At 69.9% G+C, this 15,700-nt stretch carries 15 protein-coding genes; 1 reads left to right on the forward strand and 14 read right to left on the reverse strand.

The window, feature by feature from the left end:
- Nucleotides 1-4 precede the first annotated feature (4 nt).
- From AB2L57_RS11635 to rpe, 14 genes are all read right to left on the reverse strand, one after another.
- Nucleotides 5-1,471, reverse strand: coding sequence for a glutamate synthase subunit beta (locus tag AB2L57_RS11635; RefSeq protein ID WP_409047160.1), 1,467 nt, complete (start codon nucleotides 1,469-1,471; stop codon nucleotides 5-7).
- Nucleotides 1,464-6,038 (reverse strand): glutamate synthase large subunit, encoded by a 4,575-nt coding sequence (gene gltB / locus AB2L57_RS11640; protein WP_409048621.1) that lies wholly within the window; start codon nucleotides 6,036-6,038, stop codon nucleotides 1,464-1,466. Before gltB ends, AB2L57_RS11635 begins: the two co-directional genes overlap by 8 nt.
- Before the next feature lie 53 nt (nucleotides 6,039-6,091).
- Nucleotides 6,092-7,093 carry a prolipoprotein diacylglyceryl transferase gene (lgt, locus tag AB2L57_RS11645; RefSeq protein ID WP_292811751.1) on the reverse strand — a complete coding sequence of 334 codons (1,002 nt, stop codon included), beginning with the start codon at nucleotides 7,091-7,093 and terminating at the stop codon, nucleotides 6,092-6,094.
- Between the two features lie 10 nt (nucleotides 7,094-7,103).
- Nucleotides 7,104-7,910 carry a tryptophan synthase subunit alpha gene (gene trpA / locus AB2L57_RS11650; RefSeq protein ID WP_292811754.1) on the reverse strand — a complete coding sequence of 269 codons (807 nt, stop codon included), beginning with the start codon at nucleotides 7,908-7,910 and terminating at the stop codon, nucleotides 7,104-7,106.
- Nucleotides 7,907-9,157 carry a tryptophan synthase subunit beta gene (gene trpB, locus AB2L57_RS11655; protein ID WP_292811756.1) on the reverse strand — a complete coding sequence of 417 codons (1,251 nt, stop codon included), beginning with the start codon at nucleotides 9,155-9,157 and terminating at the stop codon, nucleotides 7,907-7,909. The genes trpA and trpB overlap by 4 nt, the downstream gene beginning before the upstream one ends.
- A complete protein-coding gene (gene trpC, locus AB2L57_RS11660; RefSeq protein ID WP_409047161.1) occupies nucleotides 9,154-9,963 on the reverse strand; it encodes an indole-3-glycerol phosphate synthase TrpC in 810 nt (269 codons plus the stop codon). Before trpC ends, trpB begins: the two co-directional genes overlap by 4 nt.
- Before the next feature lie 2 nt (nucleotides 9,964-9,965).
- Complete coding sequence (locus tag AB2L57_RS11665; RefSeq protein WP_292811760.1) at nucleotides 9,966-10,196, reverse strand: DUF6704 family protein; 231 nt, start codon at nucleotides 10,194-10,196, stop codon at nucleotides 9,966-9,968.
- A gap of 88 nt (nucleotides 10,197-10,284) precedes the next feature.
- Nucleotides 10,285-10,893 (reverse strand): Trp biosynthesis-associated membrane protein, encoded by a 609-nt coding sequence (locus AB2L57_RS11670; RefSeq protein ID WP_292811763.1) that lies wholly within the window; start codon nucleotides 10,891-10,893, stop codon nucleotides 10,285-10,287.
- Nucleotides 10,890-11,279, reverse strand: a complete 390-nt coding sequence (gene hisI / locus AB2L57_RS11675) for a phosphoribosyl-AMP cyclohydrolase (RefSeq protein ID WP_292811765.1) — start codon at nucleotides 11,277-11,279, stop codon at nucleotides 10,890-10,892. Before hisI ends, AB2L57_RS11670 begins: the two co-directional genes overlap by 4 nt.
- Nucleotides 11,276-12,040 carry an imidazole glycerol phosphate synthase subunit HisF gene (hisF, locus tag AB2L57_RS11680; RefSeq protein ID WP_292811767.1) on the reverse strand — a complete coding sequence of 255 codons (765 nt, stop codon included), beginning with the start codon at nucleotides 12,038-12,040 and terminating at the stop codon, nucleotides 11,276-11,278. Before hisF ends, hisI begins: the two co-directional genes overlap by 4 nt.
- 2 nt (nucleotides 12,041-12,042) lie before the next feature.
- On the reverse strand, nucleotides 12,043-12,885 hold the full coding sequence (hisG, locus tag AB2L57_RS11685) for an ATP phosphoribosyltransferase (RefSeq protein WP_409047162.1): 843 nt from the start codon (nucleotides 12,883-12,885) through the stop codon (nucleotides 12,043-12,045).
- A gap of 43 nt (nucleotides 12,886-12,928) precedes the next feature.
- Nucleotides 12,929-13,192: a phosphoribosyl-ATP diphosphatase gene (locus AB2L57_RS11690; protein ID WP_292811771.1), complete on the reverse strand. Its 264-nt coding sequence runs from the start codon at nucleotides 13,190-13,192 to the stop codon at nucleotides 12,929-12,931.
- A 53-nt stretch (nucleotides 13,193-13,245) separates the two neighbouring features.
- On the reverse strand, nucleotides 13,246-13,800 hold the full coding sequence (locus AB2L57_RS11695; protein WP_292811773.1) for a hypothetical protein: 555 nt from the start codon (nucleotides 13,798-13,800) through the stop codon (nucleotides 13,246-13,248).
- 18 nt (nucleotides 13,801-13,818) lie between these two features.
- Nucleotides 13,819-14,484, reverse strand: coding sequence for a ribulose-phosphate 3-epimerase (rpe, locus tag AB2L57_RS11700; RefSeq protein ID WP_292811776.1), 666 nt, complete (start codon nucleotides 14,482-14,484; stop codon nucleotides 13,819-13,821).
- A 26-nt stretch (nucleotides 14,485-14,510) separates the two neighbouring features.
- Between rpe and glsA the strand changes: the two genes are divergently transcribed.
- Entirely contained in the window at nucleotides 14,511-15,680 is a 1,170-nt protein-coding gene (glsA, locus tag AB2L57_RS11705) for a glutaminase A (RefSeq protein ID WP_409047163.1), read from the forward strand.
- Nucleotides 15,681-15,700 lie beyond the last annotated feature (20 nt).

The following is a 15,700-nucleotide window of genomic DNA, read 5'->3' on the forward strand; positions in this document are numbered from 1 at the left end:
CAGCCTACGCGGGCTGCAGGCCGATCGCGACGTCGTTCGGGTGAACGGGGAAGGGCAGCTCGGTCTCTCCCATGAGGTAGGCATCGACCCGCGCTGCGGCGGCCCTGCCCTCTGCGATCGCCCAGACGATCAGCGACTGTCCGCGGCCCGCATCCCCGGCGACGAAGACGCCCGGCACGGTCGTCTGGTAGTCGCCGTCACGCTCGAGGTTGCCGCGGCCGGTGAACCGCGCGCCGAGCTGATCGGAGAGCTCGCCCTGCTCCGGTCCGGTGAACCCCATGGCGATGAGCACGAGATCGGCGGGGATCTCGCGCTCCGTGCCGGATTTGGGCACGCGTCGGCCGTCGACGAACTCGGTCTCGGCGACACGCAGCGCGCGCACCTCGCCCGCACCGTTGCCGAGGAACTCGACGGTGGAGGCGAGGAACATCCGCTCACCGCCCTCCTCGTGCGCCGACGCGATCTCGAAGATCGTCGGCGACATCGGCCAGGGCTGCTCGTCCGTGCGCGAGGCCGGGGGCTGCTTGCCGATGGCGAGGTTCGTCACGCTCAGTGCACCCTGCCGGTGGGCCGTGCCGATGCAGTCCGCGCCGGTGTCGCCGCCACCGATGACGATGACGTGCTTTCCCTCGGCGCTGATCTGGTGCGGCACCGCGTCGCCCGCGACCGCTCGATTGGATTCGACGAGGTACTCCATCGCGAAGTGCACACCCGCGAGGTCACGGCCGGGGATCGGCAGCTCGCGCGGGATCGTGGATCCTGTCGCGATGACAACGGCGTCGTAGCGGGAGCGCAGCGCGTCCCATGTGATGTCTTCGCCGATGCTCACACCCGCGCGGAAGCGCGTGCCTTCATCCTGCATCTGGCGAAGGCGCGCCTCGAGGTGCTTCTTCTCCATCTTGAAGTCCGGGATGCCGTACCTGAGCAGTCCGCCGATGCGGTCATCGCGTTCGTACACGGCGACCGTGTGGCCGGCACGGGTGAGCTGCTGAGCGGCGGCGAGGCCGGCGGGACCCGAGCCCACGACCGCGACGGTCTTGCCGGTCAGGCGGCCCGGCGGCTCGGGCTCGACCCAGCCGTTCGCGAATGCCTGGTCGATCGTGGCGACCTCGATCTGCTTGATCGTGACGGCGGGCTGGTTGATCCCGAGCACGCACGAGCTCTCGCATGGCGCGGGGCACAGACGGCCCGTAAACTCCGGGAAGTTGTTCGTGGCGTGCAGACGCTCGATCGCCGAACGGCCCTCGCCGCGCCACATGAGGTCGTTCCACTCGGGAATCAGGTTGCCCAGAGGACAGCCCTTGTGACAGAAGGGGATGCCGCAGTCCATGCAGCGCCCCGCCTGCCGGCGGAGGGCGGCGGGATCCCCCGCCTCGTACACCTCTTTCCAGTCCATGATGCGGACGGGTACGGGGCGGCGAGCGGGCAGCTCGCGCTCCGTGACCTTCAGGAAGCCTTTCGGGTCAGCCACCGGTCACCTCCAGGATGCGGGTCCAGACGACGTCGCTGTCGGGGTCGAGCCCCTCGTCGACGGCGTCCTGTCGGGTCTGCAGCACTGCCGCGTAGTCGCGCGGCAGCACTCGGGTGAAGCGCGGCGCCTCCTCCTCGAAGTTCTCGAGCAGAGCGGCCGCGAGTGTCGAATCGGTCTCTGCGACGTGTCGGGTCAGCAGGTCGCGGAGCATCTCGGCGTCGCCGGCGCCGAGCTCGAGCAGCTCGAGTTCGCCGGAGGCCAGCGCCTCGCGGTTGACCAGCGAACGATCGAGGTCGTACACGTAGGCCGTGCCGCCCGACATGCCGGCGCCGAGGTTGCGGCCTGTCCTGCCCAGGATGACCGCGAGGCCGCCCGTCATGTACTCGAGCGCGTGATCGCCCACGCCCTCCACCACGGCGGTCGCGCCGGAGTTGCGGACGAAGAAGCGCTCGCCGACGACTCCGCGAAGGAACATGGATCCCTGGGTGGCGCCATAGCCGATCACGTTTCCGGCGATCACGTTCTGGGACGCATCGAAGGATGAACCCCGCGGCGGCCTGACCACGATCTGACCGCCCGAGAGGCCCTTGCCGACGTAGTCGTTGGAGTCGCCTTCGAGTCGGAGCGTGATCCCCGCGGGCATGAACGCCCCGAAGGACTGCCCGGCGGACCCGCGCAGATTCACGGTGATCGACCCCGACGGCAAGCCGTTCTGGCCGTGAGCCAACGTCACACGGTTGCCGAGCATCGTGCCCACGGCCCGCGCCGTGTTGCGCACGGGCAGATCGATCACGACCTCGCCGCCGTGCGCGATCACATCCTGCGCGCGCTCGATCAGCTGAACGTCGAAGTGCTCGTCCAGCTCGTGCTCCTGACCGCGGGCGTTGCGCCGCGGCTCGTCCTCCGCGAAGGCGGGGCCCTCGAGGATGGGCGCGAGGTCGAGACCGTTCGCCTTCCAGTGCTCCACGGCGCCGTTGACATCGAGGAGCTCGTGGTGCCCGATCGCCTCGTCCAGGGAGCGGAAGCCCAGCTCGGCCAGGTACTCGCGCACCTCCTCGGCGATGAACTCCATGAAGTTCACGACGAACTCCGGCTTGCCGGTGAAGCGCTTGCGCAGCACGGGGTTCTGCGTCGCGACGCCCACGGGGCAGGTGTCGAGGTGGCAGACACGCATCATGATGCAGCCCTCGACCACGAGCGCGGTCGTGGCGAAGCCGAACTCCTCGGCACCGAGCAGCGCGCCGATGACGACGTCTCGTCCCGTCTTGAGCTGGCCGTCCACCTGCACGACCACCCGGTCGCGCATGCCGTTGAGCATCAAGGTCTGCTGGGTCTCGGCGAGACCCAGCTCCCACGGCGTCCCGGCGTGCTTCAGCGAGTTCAGCGGGCTCGCGCCCGTGCCGCCGTCGTGGCCCGAGACGAGGATCACGTCGGAGAGGGCCTTGGCCACACCCGCCGCGACCGCACCGATGCCCGACTGGCTGACGAGCTTGGTGTGGATACGCGCCTTCGGGTTTGCTCGCTTGAGGTCGAAGATGAGCTGCTTGAGGTCCTCGATCGAATAGATGTCGTGGTGCGGCGGCGGCGAGATGAGGCCCACCCCGGGCGTTCCCCCGCGGGTCCGGGCGATCCAGGGATACACCTTGCCCGGCGGCAACTGCCCGCCCTCGCCGGGCTTGGCGCCCTGCGCGAGCTTGATCTGGATGTCCTCCGCGTGGGTGAGGTACATGCTCGTCACGCCGAAGCGGCCGGAGGCGACCTGCTTGATGGCGCTGCGGCGTTCGGGGTCGAGCAGACGGTCGAGATCCTCGCCGCCCTCGCCGGTGTTCGACTTGCCGCCGATGCGGTTCATCGCGATCGCGAGGGTCTCGTGCGCCTCCTTGGAGATGGAGCCGTAGCTCATCGCGCCGGTGGAGAAGCGCCGCACGATCGCCGAGACCGGCTCGACCTCGTCGATCGGGACGGGAGAGCGCTCACCCGTACGCAGCCGGAAGAGTCCCCGCAGGGTCTTGAGCTCGGCCGCCTGGTCGTCGACGAGCTTGGTGTACTCGCGGAAGATGTCGTAGCGGCGGGCGCGCGTCGAATGCTGCAGACGGAACACGGTGTCAGGGTTGAACAGGTGCGGGGCCCCGTCACGGCGCCACTGATACTCGCCCCCGGTCCACAGCCGCTCGTGCGCACGGACCGCGGCGTCTTCGGGATACGCGTAGGCGTGCCGCGCCGCGTTCTCGGCGGCGATCTGATCGATCCCGACGCCCCCGAGCTTGGTCTCCGTACCGGAGAAGTACGCGTCCACCAGACCCTGCGACAGGCCGACCGCCTCGAAGACCTGGGCGCCCGCGTAGGAGGACACCGTCGAGATACCCATCTTGGACATGATCTTCAGCACACCCTTGCCGAGTGCGTAGATGAGGTTCTTGACGGCCTTCTGCGGGGACACCCCCGAGATGAAGCCGGCGCGTACGAGGTACTCGACGGTCTCCATCGCCAGGTAGGGGTTCACCGCGGATGCGCCGTAGCCGATGAGGGTCGCGACGTGGTGCACCTCACGGACGTCTCCCGCCTCCACGACGAGCCCCACCTTCATCCGCGTCTCCTTGCGGATCAGGTGGTGATGGATCGCCGACACCATCAGCAGGGACGGGATGGGGGCGAGGTCCTTATTCGAGTCGCGGTCGGAGAGCACGATGAACTCCGCGCCGTCCTCGATGGCCTGATCGACCTCGTTGCACATCTGTGCGATGCGCTTCTCGAGTCCCTTGCGCCCTCCCTCGACACGGTAGAGCCCGCGGATGGTCACCGAGGTGCGACCGGGCAGTGCGGTGTCGATGTGCTGGATTTTGGCGAGCTCGTCGTTGTCGATGACGGGGAAGTCCAGCGTCACCGTGCGCGCGTGGTCGGCGCCCCACGACAGCAGGTTGGGCTCGGGCCCGAGTCCCATGCGCAGACTCGTCACGACCTCTTCGCGGATCGAGTCCAGCGGCGGGTTCGTGACCTGCGCGAACTGCTGCACGAAGTAGTCGAACAGCAGACGCGGACGCTCGCTGAGCACCGCGATGGGCGTGTCGCTGCCCATCGCGCCCAGCGGCTCGGCACCGTTCTGGCCCATGGGTGTGAGGAGGATGCGCACCTCTTCTTCGGTGTATCCGAAGGTGCGCTGACGACGGGTGATCGACGCGATGGGGTGCACGATGTGCTCGCGCTCGGGCAGGTCAGCGAGACGCACCGTACCGCTGTCGAGCCACTCCTGCCAGGGCTGGAGCTCGGCGAGCTGCTGCTTGACCTCGTCCTCTTCGATCATGTGACGCGCCGCCGTGTCAACGAGGAGCATGCGGCCCGGGCGCAGCCGACCACGACGCTTGATCCGCTCGGGCGCGAAGTCGAGCACACCGGTCTCGCTGCCGACGACCACGAGTCCGTCGGTGGTCTCCGTCCAGCGCCCGGGGCGCAGCCCGTTGCGGTCGAGCGTCGCGCCCACGAGCGTGCCGTCCGTGAAGATCAGCGCGGCGGGGCCGTCCCAGGGCTCCATCTGCATGGAGTGGTACTCGTAGAATGCGCGCAGCTTGGGGTCGATGTCGGGCTGCTTCTCGTACGCCTCGGGCACCATCATCATGATGGCGTGCGGCAGGCTGCGCCCCGTCAGCGTCAGCAGCTCGAGCACCTCGTCGAACGATGCGGAGTCGCTCGAGCCGGGCGTGCAGATCGGCAGCAGAGGCTTGACGTCGCCGAGCAGCTGGGACTCGAGCTGCGACTGGCGGGCACGCATCCAGTTGCGGTTGCCGTTGACCGTGTTGATCTCGCCATTGTGTGCGAGCATGCGCAAGGGCTGCGCGAGCGGCCACGACGGGAACGTGTTGGTCGAGTAGCGCGAGTGCACGACCGCGAGCTCGGATGCGAACCGCTCGTCCTGCAGGTCCGGGTAGAAGGGCTCCAGCTGCAGCGTCGTGACCATGCCCTTGTAGCCGAGGGTGCGGCACGAGAGCGAGACGAAGTAGGCGTCGAGTTCGCGGCGCGCGCGCTTGCGCAGACGGTACACACGGCGGTCGAGCTCGATGCCCGAGAGCGCCGGCGCCGATCCGGAGGCGGGACGCGAGACGAAGAGCTGCTCGAATGCGGGGCGGGCGGCATGCGCCAGCTTGCCGAGGTTGCTCTCGTCGGTGGGCACCTCGCGCCACCCGAGCACGACGAGGTTCTCGCTCGCCGCGATCTTCTCGACACCGTTCTTCAGAGCGATGCGCTCGTCATCGTCGAGGGGCAGGAACGCCATGCCGACGGCGTACTCGCCGACGGGCGGAAGATCGAACTCGACGACGGCCCGGAGGAAGGCATCCGGAATCTGCGTCAGGATTCCCGCGCCATCTCCGGTTCCCGCGTCGGAGCCGATGGCCCCGCGGTGCTCGAGATTGCGCAGCGCCGTCAGCGCCAGGTCGACGATGTCGTGACCGGGCGTTCCGCGCAGCGTAGCGACCATGGCCAGACCACACGCGTCCTTCTCGAACGCGGGGTTGTACATGCCCTGCTTCGCGGGGAGGGAACTGCGGTCGCCGATAAGAGGGCTCGCGGCCATTTCAACCGTCCTCACTGGGTGTTTCTACATGGGACGACGTCGGCCCGGCTGCGTTACTTCGCGGCGACTGTGCTTGTGGCCGTTGCCCCGCTCTTCGGTTCGTTCGCGGGCGGTTCGCTCACGTCCACGAACTCCGTGGTGTCCTGCGATTGTACCCCCTCCCCCGTCGGCGACCACTCTCGGCCGTCGCTGTAGGGGCCGGGCTCGCGCCCCGGGTGGCGGCGCTTCTGCACGAAGATGATGATGAGGCCGAACACGACGCCGGCGATGGCAGCCCAGACGTTGGTGCGGATGCCGAGGAAGATCTCGCTGGGATCGATGCGGATCGACTCCCACACGATGCGCCCCGCGCCGTACCACACGAGGTACAGGCCGAACAGGCGCCCCCACTGCATACGCAGCCCGCGCCCGGCCCAGAACAGCACGATCACGCCCGCCACGTTCCAGATCACCTCGTACAGGAAGGTGGGGTGGAAGAGGGTGTCGGGTGCGAGCCCCGGGGGGAAGGCGGTGTTGTCGGCGTCGATCTCGAGGCCCCACGGCAGATCGGTGGGCAGCCCGAAGAGCTCCTGGTTGAACCAGTTGCCGAAGCGTCCCATGGCCTGTGCGAGCAGCAGACCGGGCGCCAGGGCGTCGGCGAACGACCAGAACCGGATGCCCGTCCAGCGGCATCCGAGCCACGCTCCCACGGCGCCGCCCATGAGGGCGCCGTAGATGGCTATTCCGCCCTCCCAGATGAAGAAGACCGCCCAGATGTTGGTGCCCTCGCCGAAGTAGAACCCCGGGTGGGTGAGCACGTGGTAGATGCGCGCGCCGATGATCGCGAGCACGACGGCGGGCAGGGCGACATCGAGCACGACCCAGGGCTCGGCTCCGCGCTTGGTGAGCCGGTGATTCGTGATCAGGGTCGCCGCGATGATGCCCGCGATGATGCACAGGGCGTAGAAGTGGATGCGCAGCGGCCCGATGTCGATGTAGCTGACCGAGGGGCTCGGGATGCTGGCCAAGACCTGGGTGGTGGCGCTCGTCAGGTCGTGCGGAAACGCGAAGGGCATGCCTGCGAGTCTAGTCAGCCGCGACGGCTGTTCCTCGGCGCGTGCCCGCGGCGAGGTCGCGGGCCACCCGGGCCAGGCGCGGCACTCCGCCATCGCGCAGCGCACGCACGAGAGCCGTTCCCACGATCGCCCCGTCGGCGTAGTCGAGCACGCCCGCCACCTGATCCGGGGTCGAGATGCCGATGCCGACGCACGCGCGTGTCGCGCCGCGATCTCGGAGACGGCCGACGAGCGTGCGCGCGGCGGCGTCGAGTTCCGCGCGCTCGCCGGTGATGCCCATCGTCGAGACGGTGTAGACGAAGCCCGTCGAGTTCTTCACGACGAGGTCGAGGCGGTCATCGCTCGACGTCGGTGCGGCAAGGAACACACGGTCCAGTCCCGTGCGGGTGCTCGCGGCGATCCACTCTCCGGCCGCCTCGGGCGTGATGTCGGGCGTGATCAGACCGGCCCCGCCGGCGGCGGCCAGGTCATCGGCGTACCGATCGACGCCGTACTGCCACACCGGGTTCCAATAGGTCATCACGAGCACGGGCACGTCCACCCGACTCGTGATCTCACGGATCGCGGGAAAGAGGTCGCGCAGTCGGAAGCCGTTCGCGAGGGCCGCGACGGTGGCCTCCTGGATGACCGGACCGTCCATGACGGGGTCGCTGTACGGAGGGCCCAGTTCGAGGATGTCGGCGCCTGCCTCCGCGAGGGCGACGGCGGCGTCGATGCTCGTCTGCAGGTCGGGATACCCGATCGGGAGGTAGCCGATGAAGGCCCCCCGCCCTTCGGCTTCGGCCTTGGCGATCGCCGCTTCGACGGGCGACGTCACAGCTTCTGTCCTTCGCCCCTGGCGGCGTCCGCGGGGCCGGGATCGGCATCCCCGTCGTCGTACAGTCCGAAATACCTCGCGGCGGTGTCCATGTCCTTGTCGCCCCGGCCGGAGAGGTTCACCGCGATGAGCGCGTCGGGACCCAGCTCGCGCCCGATCCGCAGGGCGCCGGCGAGCGCGTGGGCGGACTCGATCGCGGGGATGATGCCCTCGGTCTCGGACAGCAGGCGCAGCGCCTGCATCGCCTCGTCATCGGTCGCGGGGATGTAGTCGGCGCGACCGATCGAAGCAAGCCACGCGTGTTCGGGGCCCACACCGGGGTAGTCCAGTCCTGCCGAGATCGAGTGGGATTCGATCGTCTGCCCGTCCTCGTCCTGCAGCACGAAGGTCTTCGCACCGTGCAGCACACCCGGCCGCCCGCGCCCGATGGACGCGGCATGGCGCGGCGTGTCCACGCCGTCGCCGGCCGCCTCGACGCCGTACAGGCGCACCTGCGCGTCGTCGAGGAAGGCATCGAACATGCCGATCGCGTTGGATCCGCCGCCCACGCAGGCGACGACCGCGTCGGGCAGTCTGCCCACCTCGTCGAGCAGCTGCGCTCGGGCTTCGTCCCCGATGACCTTCTGGAAATCACGGACCATCGCGGGGAACGGGTGCGGACCCGCCGCGGTGCCGAAGATGTAGTTGGTCGTCTCGACGCTCGCCACCCAGTCTCGGTAGGCCTCGTTGATCGCGTCCTTGAGGGTGCGCGAGCCTGTGGTCACCGGCACGACCTCTGCGCCCAGCAAACGCATCCGCGCGACATTCAGTGCCTGGCGCTGCGTGTCGACCTCGCCCATGTAGATCGTGCACTCGAAACCGAAGAGCGCCGCGGCCGTGGCCGTGGCGACGCCGTGCTGACCTGCGCCGGTCTCGGCGATGACGCGGGTCTTGCCCAGCCGCTGCGTGAGCAGGGCCTGGCCGAGCACGTTGTTTATCTTGTGGGACCCGGTGTGGTTGAGATCCTCGCGCTTGAGGAAGATGCGGGCGCCGCCCGCGTGCGCGGCGAACCGCGGTACCTCGGTGAGAGCGGAGGGGCGGCCTGCGTATGAGTGCAGGAGGCGCGCGAACTCGGCGCCGAAGGCCGGGTCGGCCATGGCCGCCTCGTACACGGCGGTCAGCTCGTCGATCGCGGCGATGAGCGACTCGGGCATGAACCGCCCGCCGAACTCGCCGAAGAAGGGACCGCTGGCCTCGCGCAGGCTCACGCGGTTGCTCCCTGGTCGCGGAGCGCATCGCGCTCTGTCGCCGCCAGGAAATCCCGGAGCGTGGCGATCGGGTCGTTGGTCACGAGGGCCTCCCCCACCAGCACCACGTCGGCGCCGGCTCGTCGGTAGTGCGCCACGTCCTCCGGGCGCAGCACGGCGGACTCGGCGACCTTGATCGCGCCCGCGGGAATGCGCTCCGCGAGGCGTCCGAACAGGTCGCGATCGAGCTGGAACGTCGAGAGATCGCGGGCGTTGACACCGATCACGCGAGCGCCCAGCTGCGCGGCCCGGTCGACCTCGTCGGCGGAGTGCGCCTCCACCAGAGGAGTCATTCCGAGATCGAGGATCAGAGCGTGCAGCCGCTCGAGCGTCGGCTGATCGAGCGCGGCGACGATCAGAAGGACGAGGTCCGCGCCGGCCGCGCGCGCTTCGACCACCTGATACGGCGTCGCGATGAAGTCTTTCCGAAGCACGGGCAGCGATACTGCGGACCGCACCGCCTCGAGGTCGGCGAGGCTGCCTTTGAACCGGCGCTGCTCGGTCAGCACGCTGATGGCGCTCGCCCCGCCCCGCTCGTAGAGTCCCGCCTGATGCGCGGGGTCGGGGATGTCGGCGAGATCGCCGCGCGAGGGGCTCGCGCGCTTGACCTCGGCGATGATGCGCACGATGTCGGCGGGGGCGAGGGCTTCGAGGGCGTCACGGGCGGGCGGCTGTCCGAGGGCGGCGCGCTCGACGTGTGCGAGCGAACGACTCGCCTCGCGGGTGCGGGAATCCTCGACGGCGCCGGCCATGAGGTCGGCGAGCATGCTCAGTGCTCTTTCGGCGTGTACTTGGAGCCGCCCACGCCGTAGCCCGCGCGCGCCATGATCCAGCCCACGAGGGCTCCGACGACCAGCAGCCCGGCCGAGGCCCAGACCAGCCAGGGAAGATCGAAGAAATAGGCCACCGTGCCGATGGTGACGGCGACGAGCATGATGACGACGGCGGTCCAGGCGGCGGGCGAGTGTCCGTGACCGGGGTCGGCGATGTCGTTGCTCATGGGACTCCTTCGATCGACAACCGCTTCAGTCTATCGGGCGATGCCGCGCTGCCGCGCGCCTGCCGCACCTCGCCGATGCACGATCCGATCAGCGGGTGGGATCGGTGCCGTGGCTCAGGTCGTCCCACGAGTCGATGGCGTCGAGCGTCCCGGCGTCCTCCGCGCCGGGGGCGGGCGCAGAGCGCGGTGAGTCCGTGCGGTACCGGCGTCCGGAGGCACGCCAGCGGTGCGCCGTGGCGAGCACGACGCCGCCGGCGCCGGCCAGTACCACGGCGCAGACGAGCGCGATCGCGGGCCACACACCCGCGCTGATCGACGCGACGAGCTGGGCGATCGCGGGCTCCCCGGCGATTCCGGTGGCCTCCGTCACCGTCGCCGCCACGGTGCCGATCGGAGGATCGACGGCGACGGGGGCGATCAGGATCACGAGCAGGATGCCGAGCGCGAGCGCCAGCGCGCCGAAGATCGTGCCGAGCACCCGGCCGGCGATCGAAAGTGCACCTCCGACGGCGAGGGCCGCCAGCGCGAGCGGCGCGAGAACCGGCACCGCGGCGGCACCCGCGACCTCGAGCGCGGCATCCGGGCTCTCGCGCAGCGAGACGCTCACCCAGGTCTGCGTCGATGCGATGAGCAGCATCGCGCCGGTGGCCAGAATCGCGAGGATCGCGGTGGTGCGACCCCGACGTGCACCCTTCACGCGTTCGCCGCCGGCATGCGGGTCACCGGGTGCAGGTCGTCCGCGTCGAAACAGGTGCGGTCGCCGGTGTGACAGGCGGCACCGACCTGCTCGACGCTGATCAGGAGGGCGTCGCCGTCGCAGTCGAGCCGGGCTCCGCGCACGAGCTGCACGTGGCCCGAAGTGTCGCCCTTGCGCCAGTACTCGCCGCGCGACCGCGACCAGTACGTGACGCGGCCGCTGGTGAGTGTTCGGCGCAGTGCCTCGGCATCCATCCACGCGAGCATGAGGACCTCGCCCGTGTCGTGCTGCTGCACGATGGCGGGAGCAAGCCCCCCCTCCCCGAAGACGACCCGGGCGATGCGCGCCTCGACGTCGTCGCCGTCGGATGCTGTCGAATCGGTCATGCGCGCACCTCGATCCCGTCGGCGCTCAACGCCGCCTTGACGTCGCCGACGGTCAGCTGCCCCGAGTGGAACACGCTGGCCGCGAGCACGGCGTCCGCACCCGCGCGGATGGCCGGGGCGAAATCGCCGACCGCACCGGCACCCCCGGAGGCGATGACGGGGACGCTGGAGACCTCGCGCATCAGCGCGACGAGCTCGAGATCGAAGCCCGCCTTCGTCCCGTCGGCGTCGATGGAGTTCACCAGCAGTTCGCCGGCGCCGCGCTCGATGGCCTCGCGGGCCCAGGCGAGGGCGTCCAGCGTGGTCGCCGTGCGTCCGCCGTGGGTGGTGACGACGAATCCGGACTCGGTATCGGGCGAGCGCTTGACATCGAGCGAGAGCACGAGGACCTGGGCACCGAAGCGGTCGGCGATCTCGTCCAGCAGCGCGGGGCGGGCGATCGCGGCGGAATTGACCCCGATCTTGTCGGCGCCCACCGACAGCAGACGTGCCACGTCGTCGGCGGTGCGCACTCCCCCTCCCACGGTCAGGGGGATGAAGACCTGCTCGGCCGTGCGCCGCACGACGTCGTACGTCGTCGCCCGCTCATCGACAGTGGCGGTGACATCGAGGAACGTGATCTCGTCGGCGCCCTGATCGAAGTACAGCTTCGCGAGTTCGACGGGATCGCCCATGTCGCGCAGGTTCTCGAAGTTCACGCCCTTCACCACGCGCCCGGCGGCAACGTCCAGACACGGGATGACGCGACACACGAGGCTCATGATCACAGCCTCGCGGCGTGGATGGCGGTGACGAGGATCGCGCGGGCGCCGATCGCGTAGAGGGAGTCCATCACGCGGTTCACACCCTTCCGGGCGACCATCACGCGCACGGCGACCCATTCGGGGTCGCGCAGCGGAGAGATCGTCGGCGACTCGATGCCGGGGGCGAGCGCGACGGCGTAGTCGATGAGCGCGGCGGGCAGGTCGTAGTCGACCAGCACGTATCGGCGCGCGACCATGACGCCGCGCAGCCGGCGCAGGAGCGTCTCGGCGCCGTCCGCGTCCTGGTTGGCGCCGCCGATCAGCACCGCCTCGGACTGCAGGATGACCGGGCCGAAGATCTCGAGCCCTGCCTGACGAAGCGTCGTGCCGGTCGACACGACGTCGGCGACGGCATCCGCAACGCCCAGACGGACGGCGGATTCGACCGCGCCGTCGAGCGGCACCAGGTCGACCGCGACGCCGTGCTCGTCGAGGAATCCGTCGACGAGGCCGGGGTAGGCCGAGGCGACGCGCAGCCCCTCGAGGTCGGAGAGGTCGGTGAAGCGGCCGGGAGGGCCGGCGAAGCGGAAGGTCGAGTCGCCGAAGCCGAGCGCCTCGATCTCGCGTGCGCGTCCGCGCACATCCAGCAGCAGATCGCGGCCGGTGATGCCGACATCGAGCGCGCCGGAGCCGACGTAGGTGGCGATGTCCCGGGGGCGGAGGTAGAAGAACTCGACGTCGTTCTGCGGGTCGATGACGTGCAGATCCTTGGAGTCGCGGCGGCCGGTGTACCCGGCCTCGGCGAGCATCTCGGCGGCGGTTTCGGCGAGCGAGCCCTTGTTGGGCACGGCGATGCGCAGCATGTCGGCGGTGCTTTCGGTTCGGATGTCGGGGGGACGGGGCGCGTCAGAGATGTCGGTAGACGTCGGCGGGCGAGAGGCCCTTCGCGAGCATGAGCACCTGCAGGTGGTACAGCAGCTGCGAGACCTCTTCGGCCGTCGCCTCCTGCGACTCGTACTCGGCCGCCATCCAGACCTCGGCCGCCTCTTCGACGATCTTCTTGCCGATCGCGTGCACCCCTCGATCGAGCTGGGCGACGGTTCCCGATCCCTCGGGGCGCTCCGCGGCCTTGGCCGCGAGCTCCGCGAACAGCTCGTCGAAAGTCTTCACCCTGCCAGGTTACCGGCTCGATCCGGGCGCGTGCGTCGCTCGGGCCTGCGCGGTCAGTGGGTGAGGATGCTGAGGAGGATGACGATCAGCCCGAGACCCGTGGTGGCGAGCACACCGAGGATCCGCCAGTACCACGGGCTGCGGTTGCGGGCGGCGTTGGCGTAACCGATGAGCGCGAGCAGGACGACGCCGCTGCCGAGCGCGAGGAGGTATGCGGTCCACTCGTCGACGAGGCCGGCGACGCCGAAACCGAGGAGGACGGCGGGCACGAGCATCGCGAGCAGCATCCCCGACGCGTGGCGTGCGCCCGAGCGGATCGCGGTTCCCACGCTCTCTCCCCGCCCGTGCGTCGGGGATCGACTCGCGACGACGGCGGCGTAGACGTGGCAGAGCCAGAAGACGAACACCGTGCCGACGACGAAGAGGAGGACGTCGAGGTCGGTGTCCTCCTCGGCCGCCACGGCGATGAGGGCGGTGACCAGCACGACCCCGTAGATGCCGTGTTCGCCGCTGTAGGCATCGAGCACGACCCGCGCGGGTCGCGTGAGCCTCGCCGCGCGGGAGGAGACGACGCGTGCGGGCTGCGGGTCGGGGGACGGCGCGCTCATGCGCACGACCCTACCGACTCAGTGGGCGTGCCTTGCGGCACCCGCGCGCAACGCCGCGATGGCGGCCGCAGGATCCGACGCGCCGAACACCGCGGAGCCCGCGACGAAGGTGTCGGCACCGGCCTCGGCCGCCTGCGCGATCGTCGACTCTCCGATGCCGCCGTCGACCTGCAGCCAGACCGCGGAGCCCCGGCGCCGGGCCTCGTCGGCCAGCGCGCGCAGCTTGGGCATCGTCTCGGGCATGAAGGACTGCCCGCCGAACCCCGGCTCGACGGTCATCACGAGGATCTGGTCGAATTCGTCGAGCACCTCGAGCAGCCCTTCCACGGGCGTGCCGGGCTTGACGGCCACGCCCGCGCGCGCGCCGATCTCGCGCAGACGCCGGGCGAGTGCCACCGGCGATGCGGCGGCCTCGAGGTGAAAGGTCACGGACGCCGCGCCGATCTCGGCATAGCCGGGCGCCCACCGTTCGGGGTCGTCGATCATGAGGTGCACATCCAGGGGCACGGGGGTCGTCGCCTGGATACGCTCGACCATCTGCGGTCCGAAGGTGAGATTGGGCACGAAGTGGTTGTCCATCACGTCGACGTGCACGAAGTCCGCGGCCGCGATGCGGGCGAGCTCCGCCTGGATGTTCACGAAATCGGCGGCGAGGATGCTGGGGTTGATGCGGGGCGTCGGCACTCCCCCATTATCGCTAGGGTCGGGGCGTGGACCCGATCGCCCCCATGCTCGAGGCCGTGCTGCAGGAGGTCCGCGAGGACACCTCCGGCGCCGTCGCCGACTACATCCCCCAGCTCGCCGCGGCGCCGCCCGATCGACTCGCGTTCGCGGTCGTCGGTCCGCGCGGCCACGTCTTCTCCGTCGGCGACGACGAGGTGGCCTTCACGATCCAGTCGGTGTCGAAGCCGTTCGTCCTCGCTCTCGCCCTCGAACGGCTCGGGCGCGACGCCGTGTTCGCGCGCGTGGGCGTCGAACCCAGCGGGGAGCCCTTCAACGCGATCAGTCTCGAGGCCGGCACCGGGCGCCCCGCCAATCCCATGGTCAACGCCGGCGCCATCGCGACGTCGGGCCTCGCGGCAGAGGGGTCCGCGGCGGAGCGCTCATCGACCCTGCGGGACACCCTCTCGCGCTTCGCGGGTCGGTCGCTGAGCATCGACGAGGAGGTGTACCTCGGCGAGTCCGAGACGGGTCATCGCAACCGTGCCCTCGCGCACCTGCTGCGCTCGCACGGCATCATCGACGGCGACGTCACCACGGTCGTCGAGACCTACTTCCGGCAGTGCTCGATCCTCGTCACGGTGCGCGACCTGTCGGTCATGGCGGCGACCCTCGCGTTCGGCGGCGTGAACCCCGTGACCGGGGAGCGCGTGGTGCGCGAGGCGGTCGCACGCGACGTCGTCTCGGTGATGGCCAGCTGCGGCATGTACGACTACTCGGGCGAGTGGATGCTGCGCGTCGGCATGCCGGCCAAGAGCGGTGTGAGCGGCGACCTGATGGCCATCGCCCCCTCTCAGTTCGGCGTCGCGACCTTCAGCCCGCGCCTGGACCGTCACGGCAACAGCGTGCGCGGCATCCGCGTGCTGGAGCGGCTGTCGGAGGAGTTCGGCATGCACGTGTTCGAGCCCCACGAGAGCATCGCCGAACCCGGCATCCGCATCGAGCGCACCGACGGCGGAGTGATCGTCCACCTCGGCGGCGAGCTGGCCTTCAGCGGTGCCGCACGGGTGGTGGGCGTGCTGCGCGATCTCACCGGCGCGGACTCGGAGTCCGATGTCCTCGTCGATGCGAGCGCGCTGGCTCGCGCGCACCCTGCGGCGCTTTCGGTGCTGCGCGCCCAGCTGGAGACGGAGGGCGGGCGACTGCACTTCACGCAGTGAGCCGACGCCGGCCGGGCCCG

Origin of the sequence: Microbacterium sp. HA-8 (assembly GCF_046111165.1) — a bacterium.
In the GTDB taxonomy this organism is placed as follows: Bacteria; Actinomycetota; Actinomycetes; order Actinomycetales; family Microbacteriaceae; genus Microbacterium.

Excerpts from the sequence above, each read along its gene's own strand:
- gltB (WP_409048621.1), bottom strand. The coding sequence starts at position 6,038 with ATGGCCGCGAGCCCTCTTATCGGCGACCGCAGTTCCCTCCCCGCGAAG.
- lgt (WP_292811751.1), bottom strand. The coding sequence starts at position 7,093 with ATGCCCTTCGCGTTTCCGCACGACCTGACGAGCGCCACCACCCAGGTC.
- trpC (WP_409047161.1), bottom strand. The coding sequence starts at position 9,963 with ATGCTCGCCGACCTCATGGCCGGCGCCGTCGAGGATTCCCGCACCCGC.
- AB2L57_RS11665 (WP_292811760.1), bottom strand. The coding sequence starts at position 10,196 with ATGAGCAACGACATCGCCGACCCCGGTCACGGACACTCGCCCGCCGCC.
- hisI (WP_292811765.1), bottom strand. The coding sequence starts at position 11,279 with ATGACCGATTCGACAGCATCCGACGGCGACGACGTCGAGGCGCGCATC.
- hisF (WP_292811767.1), bottom strand. The coding sequence starts at position 12,040 with ATGAGCCTCGTGTGTCGCGTCATCCCGTGTCTGGACGTTGCCGCCGGG.
- hisG (WP_409047162.1), bottom strand. The coding sequence starts at position 12,885 with ATGCTGCGCATCGCCGTGCCCAACAAGGGCTCGCTCGCCGAAACCGCC.
- AB2L57_RS11695 (WP_292811773.1), bottom strand. The coding sequence starts at position 13,800 with ATGAGCGCGCCGTCCCCCGACCCGCAGCCCGCACGCGTCGTCTCCTCC.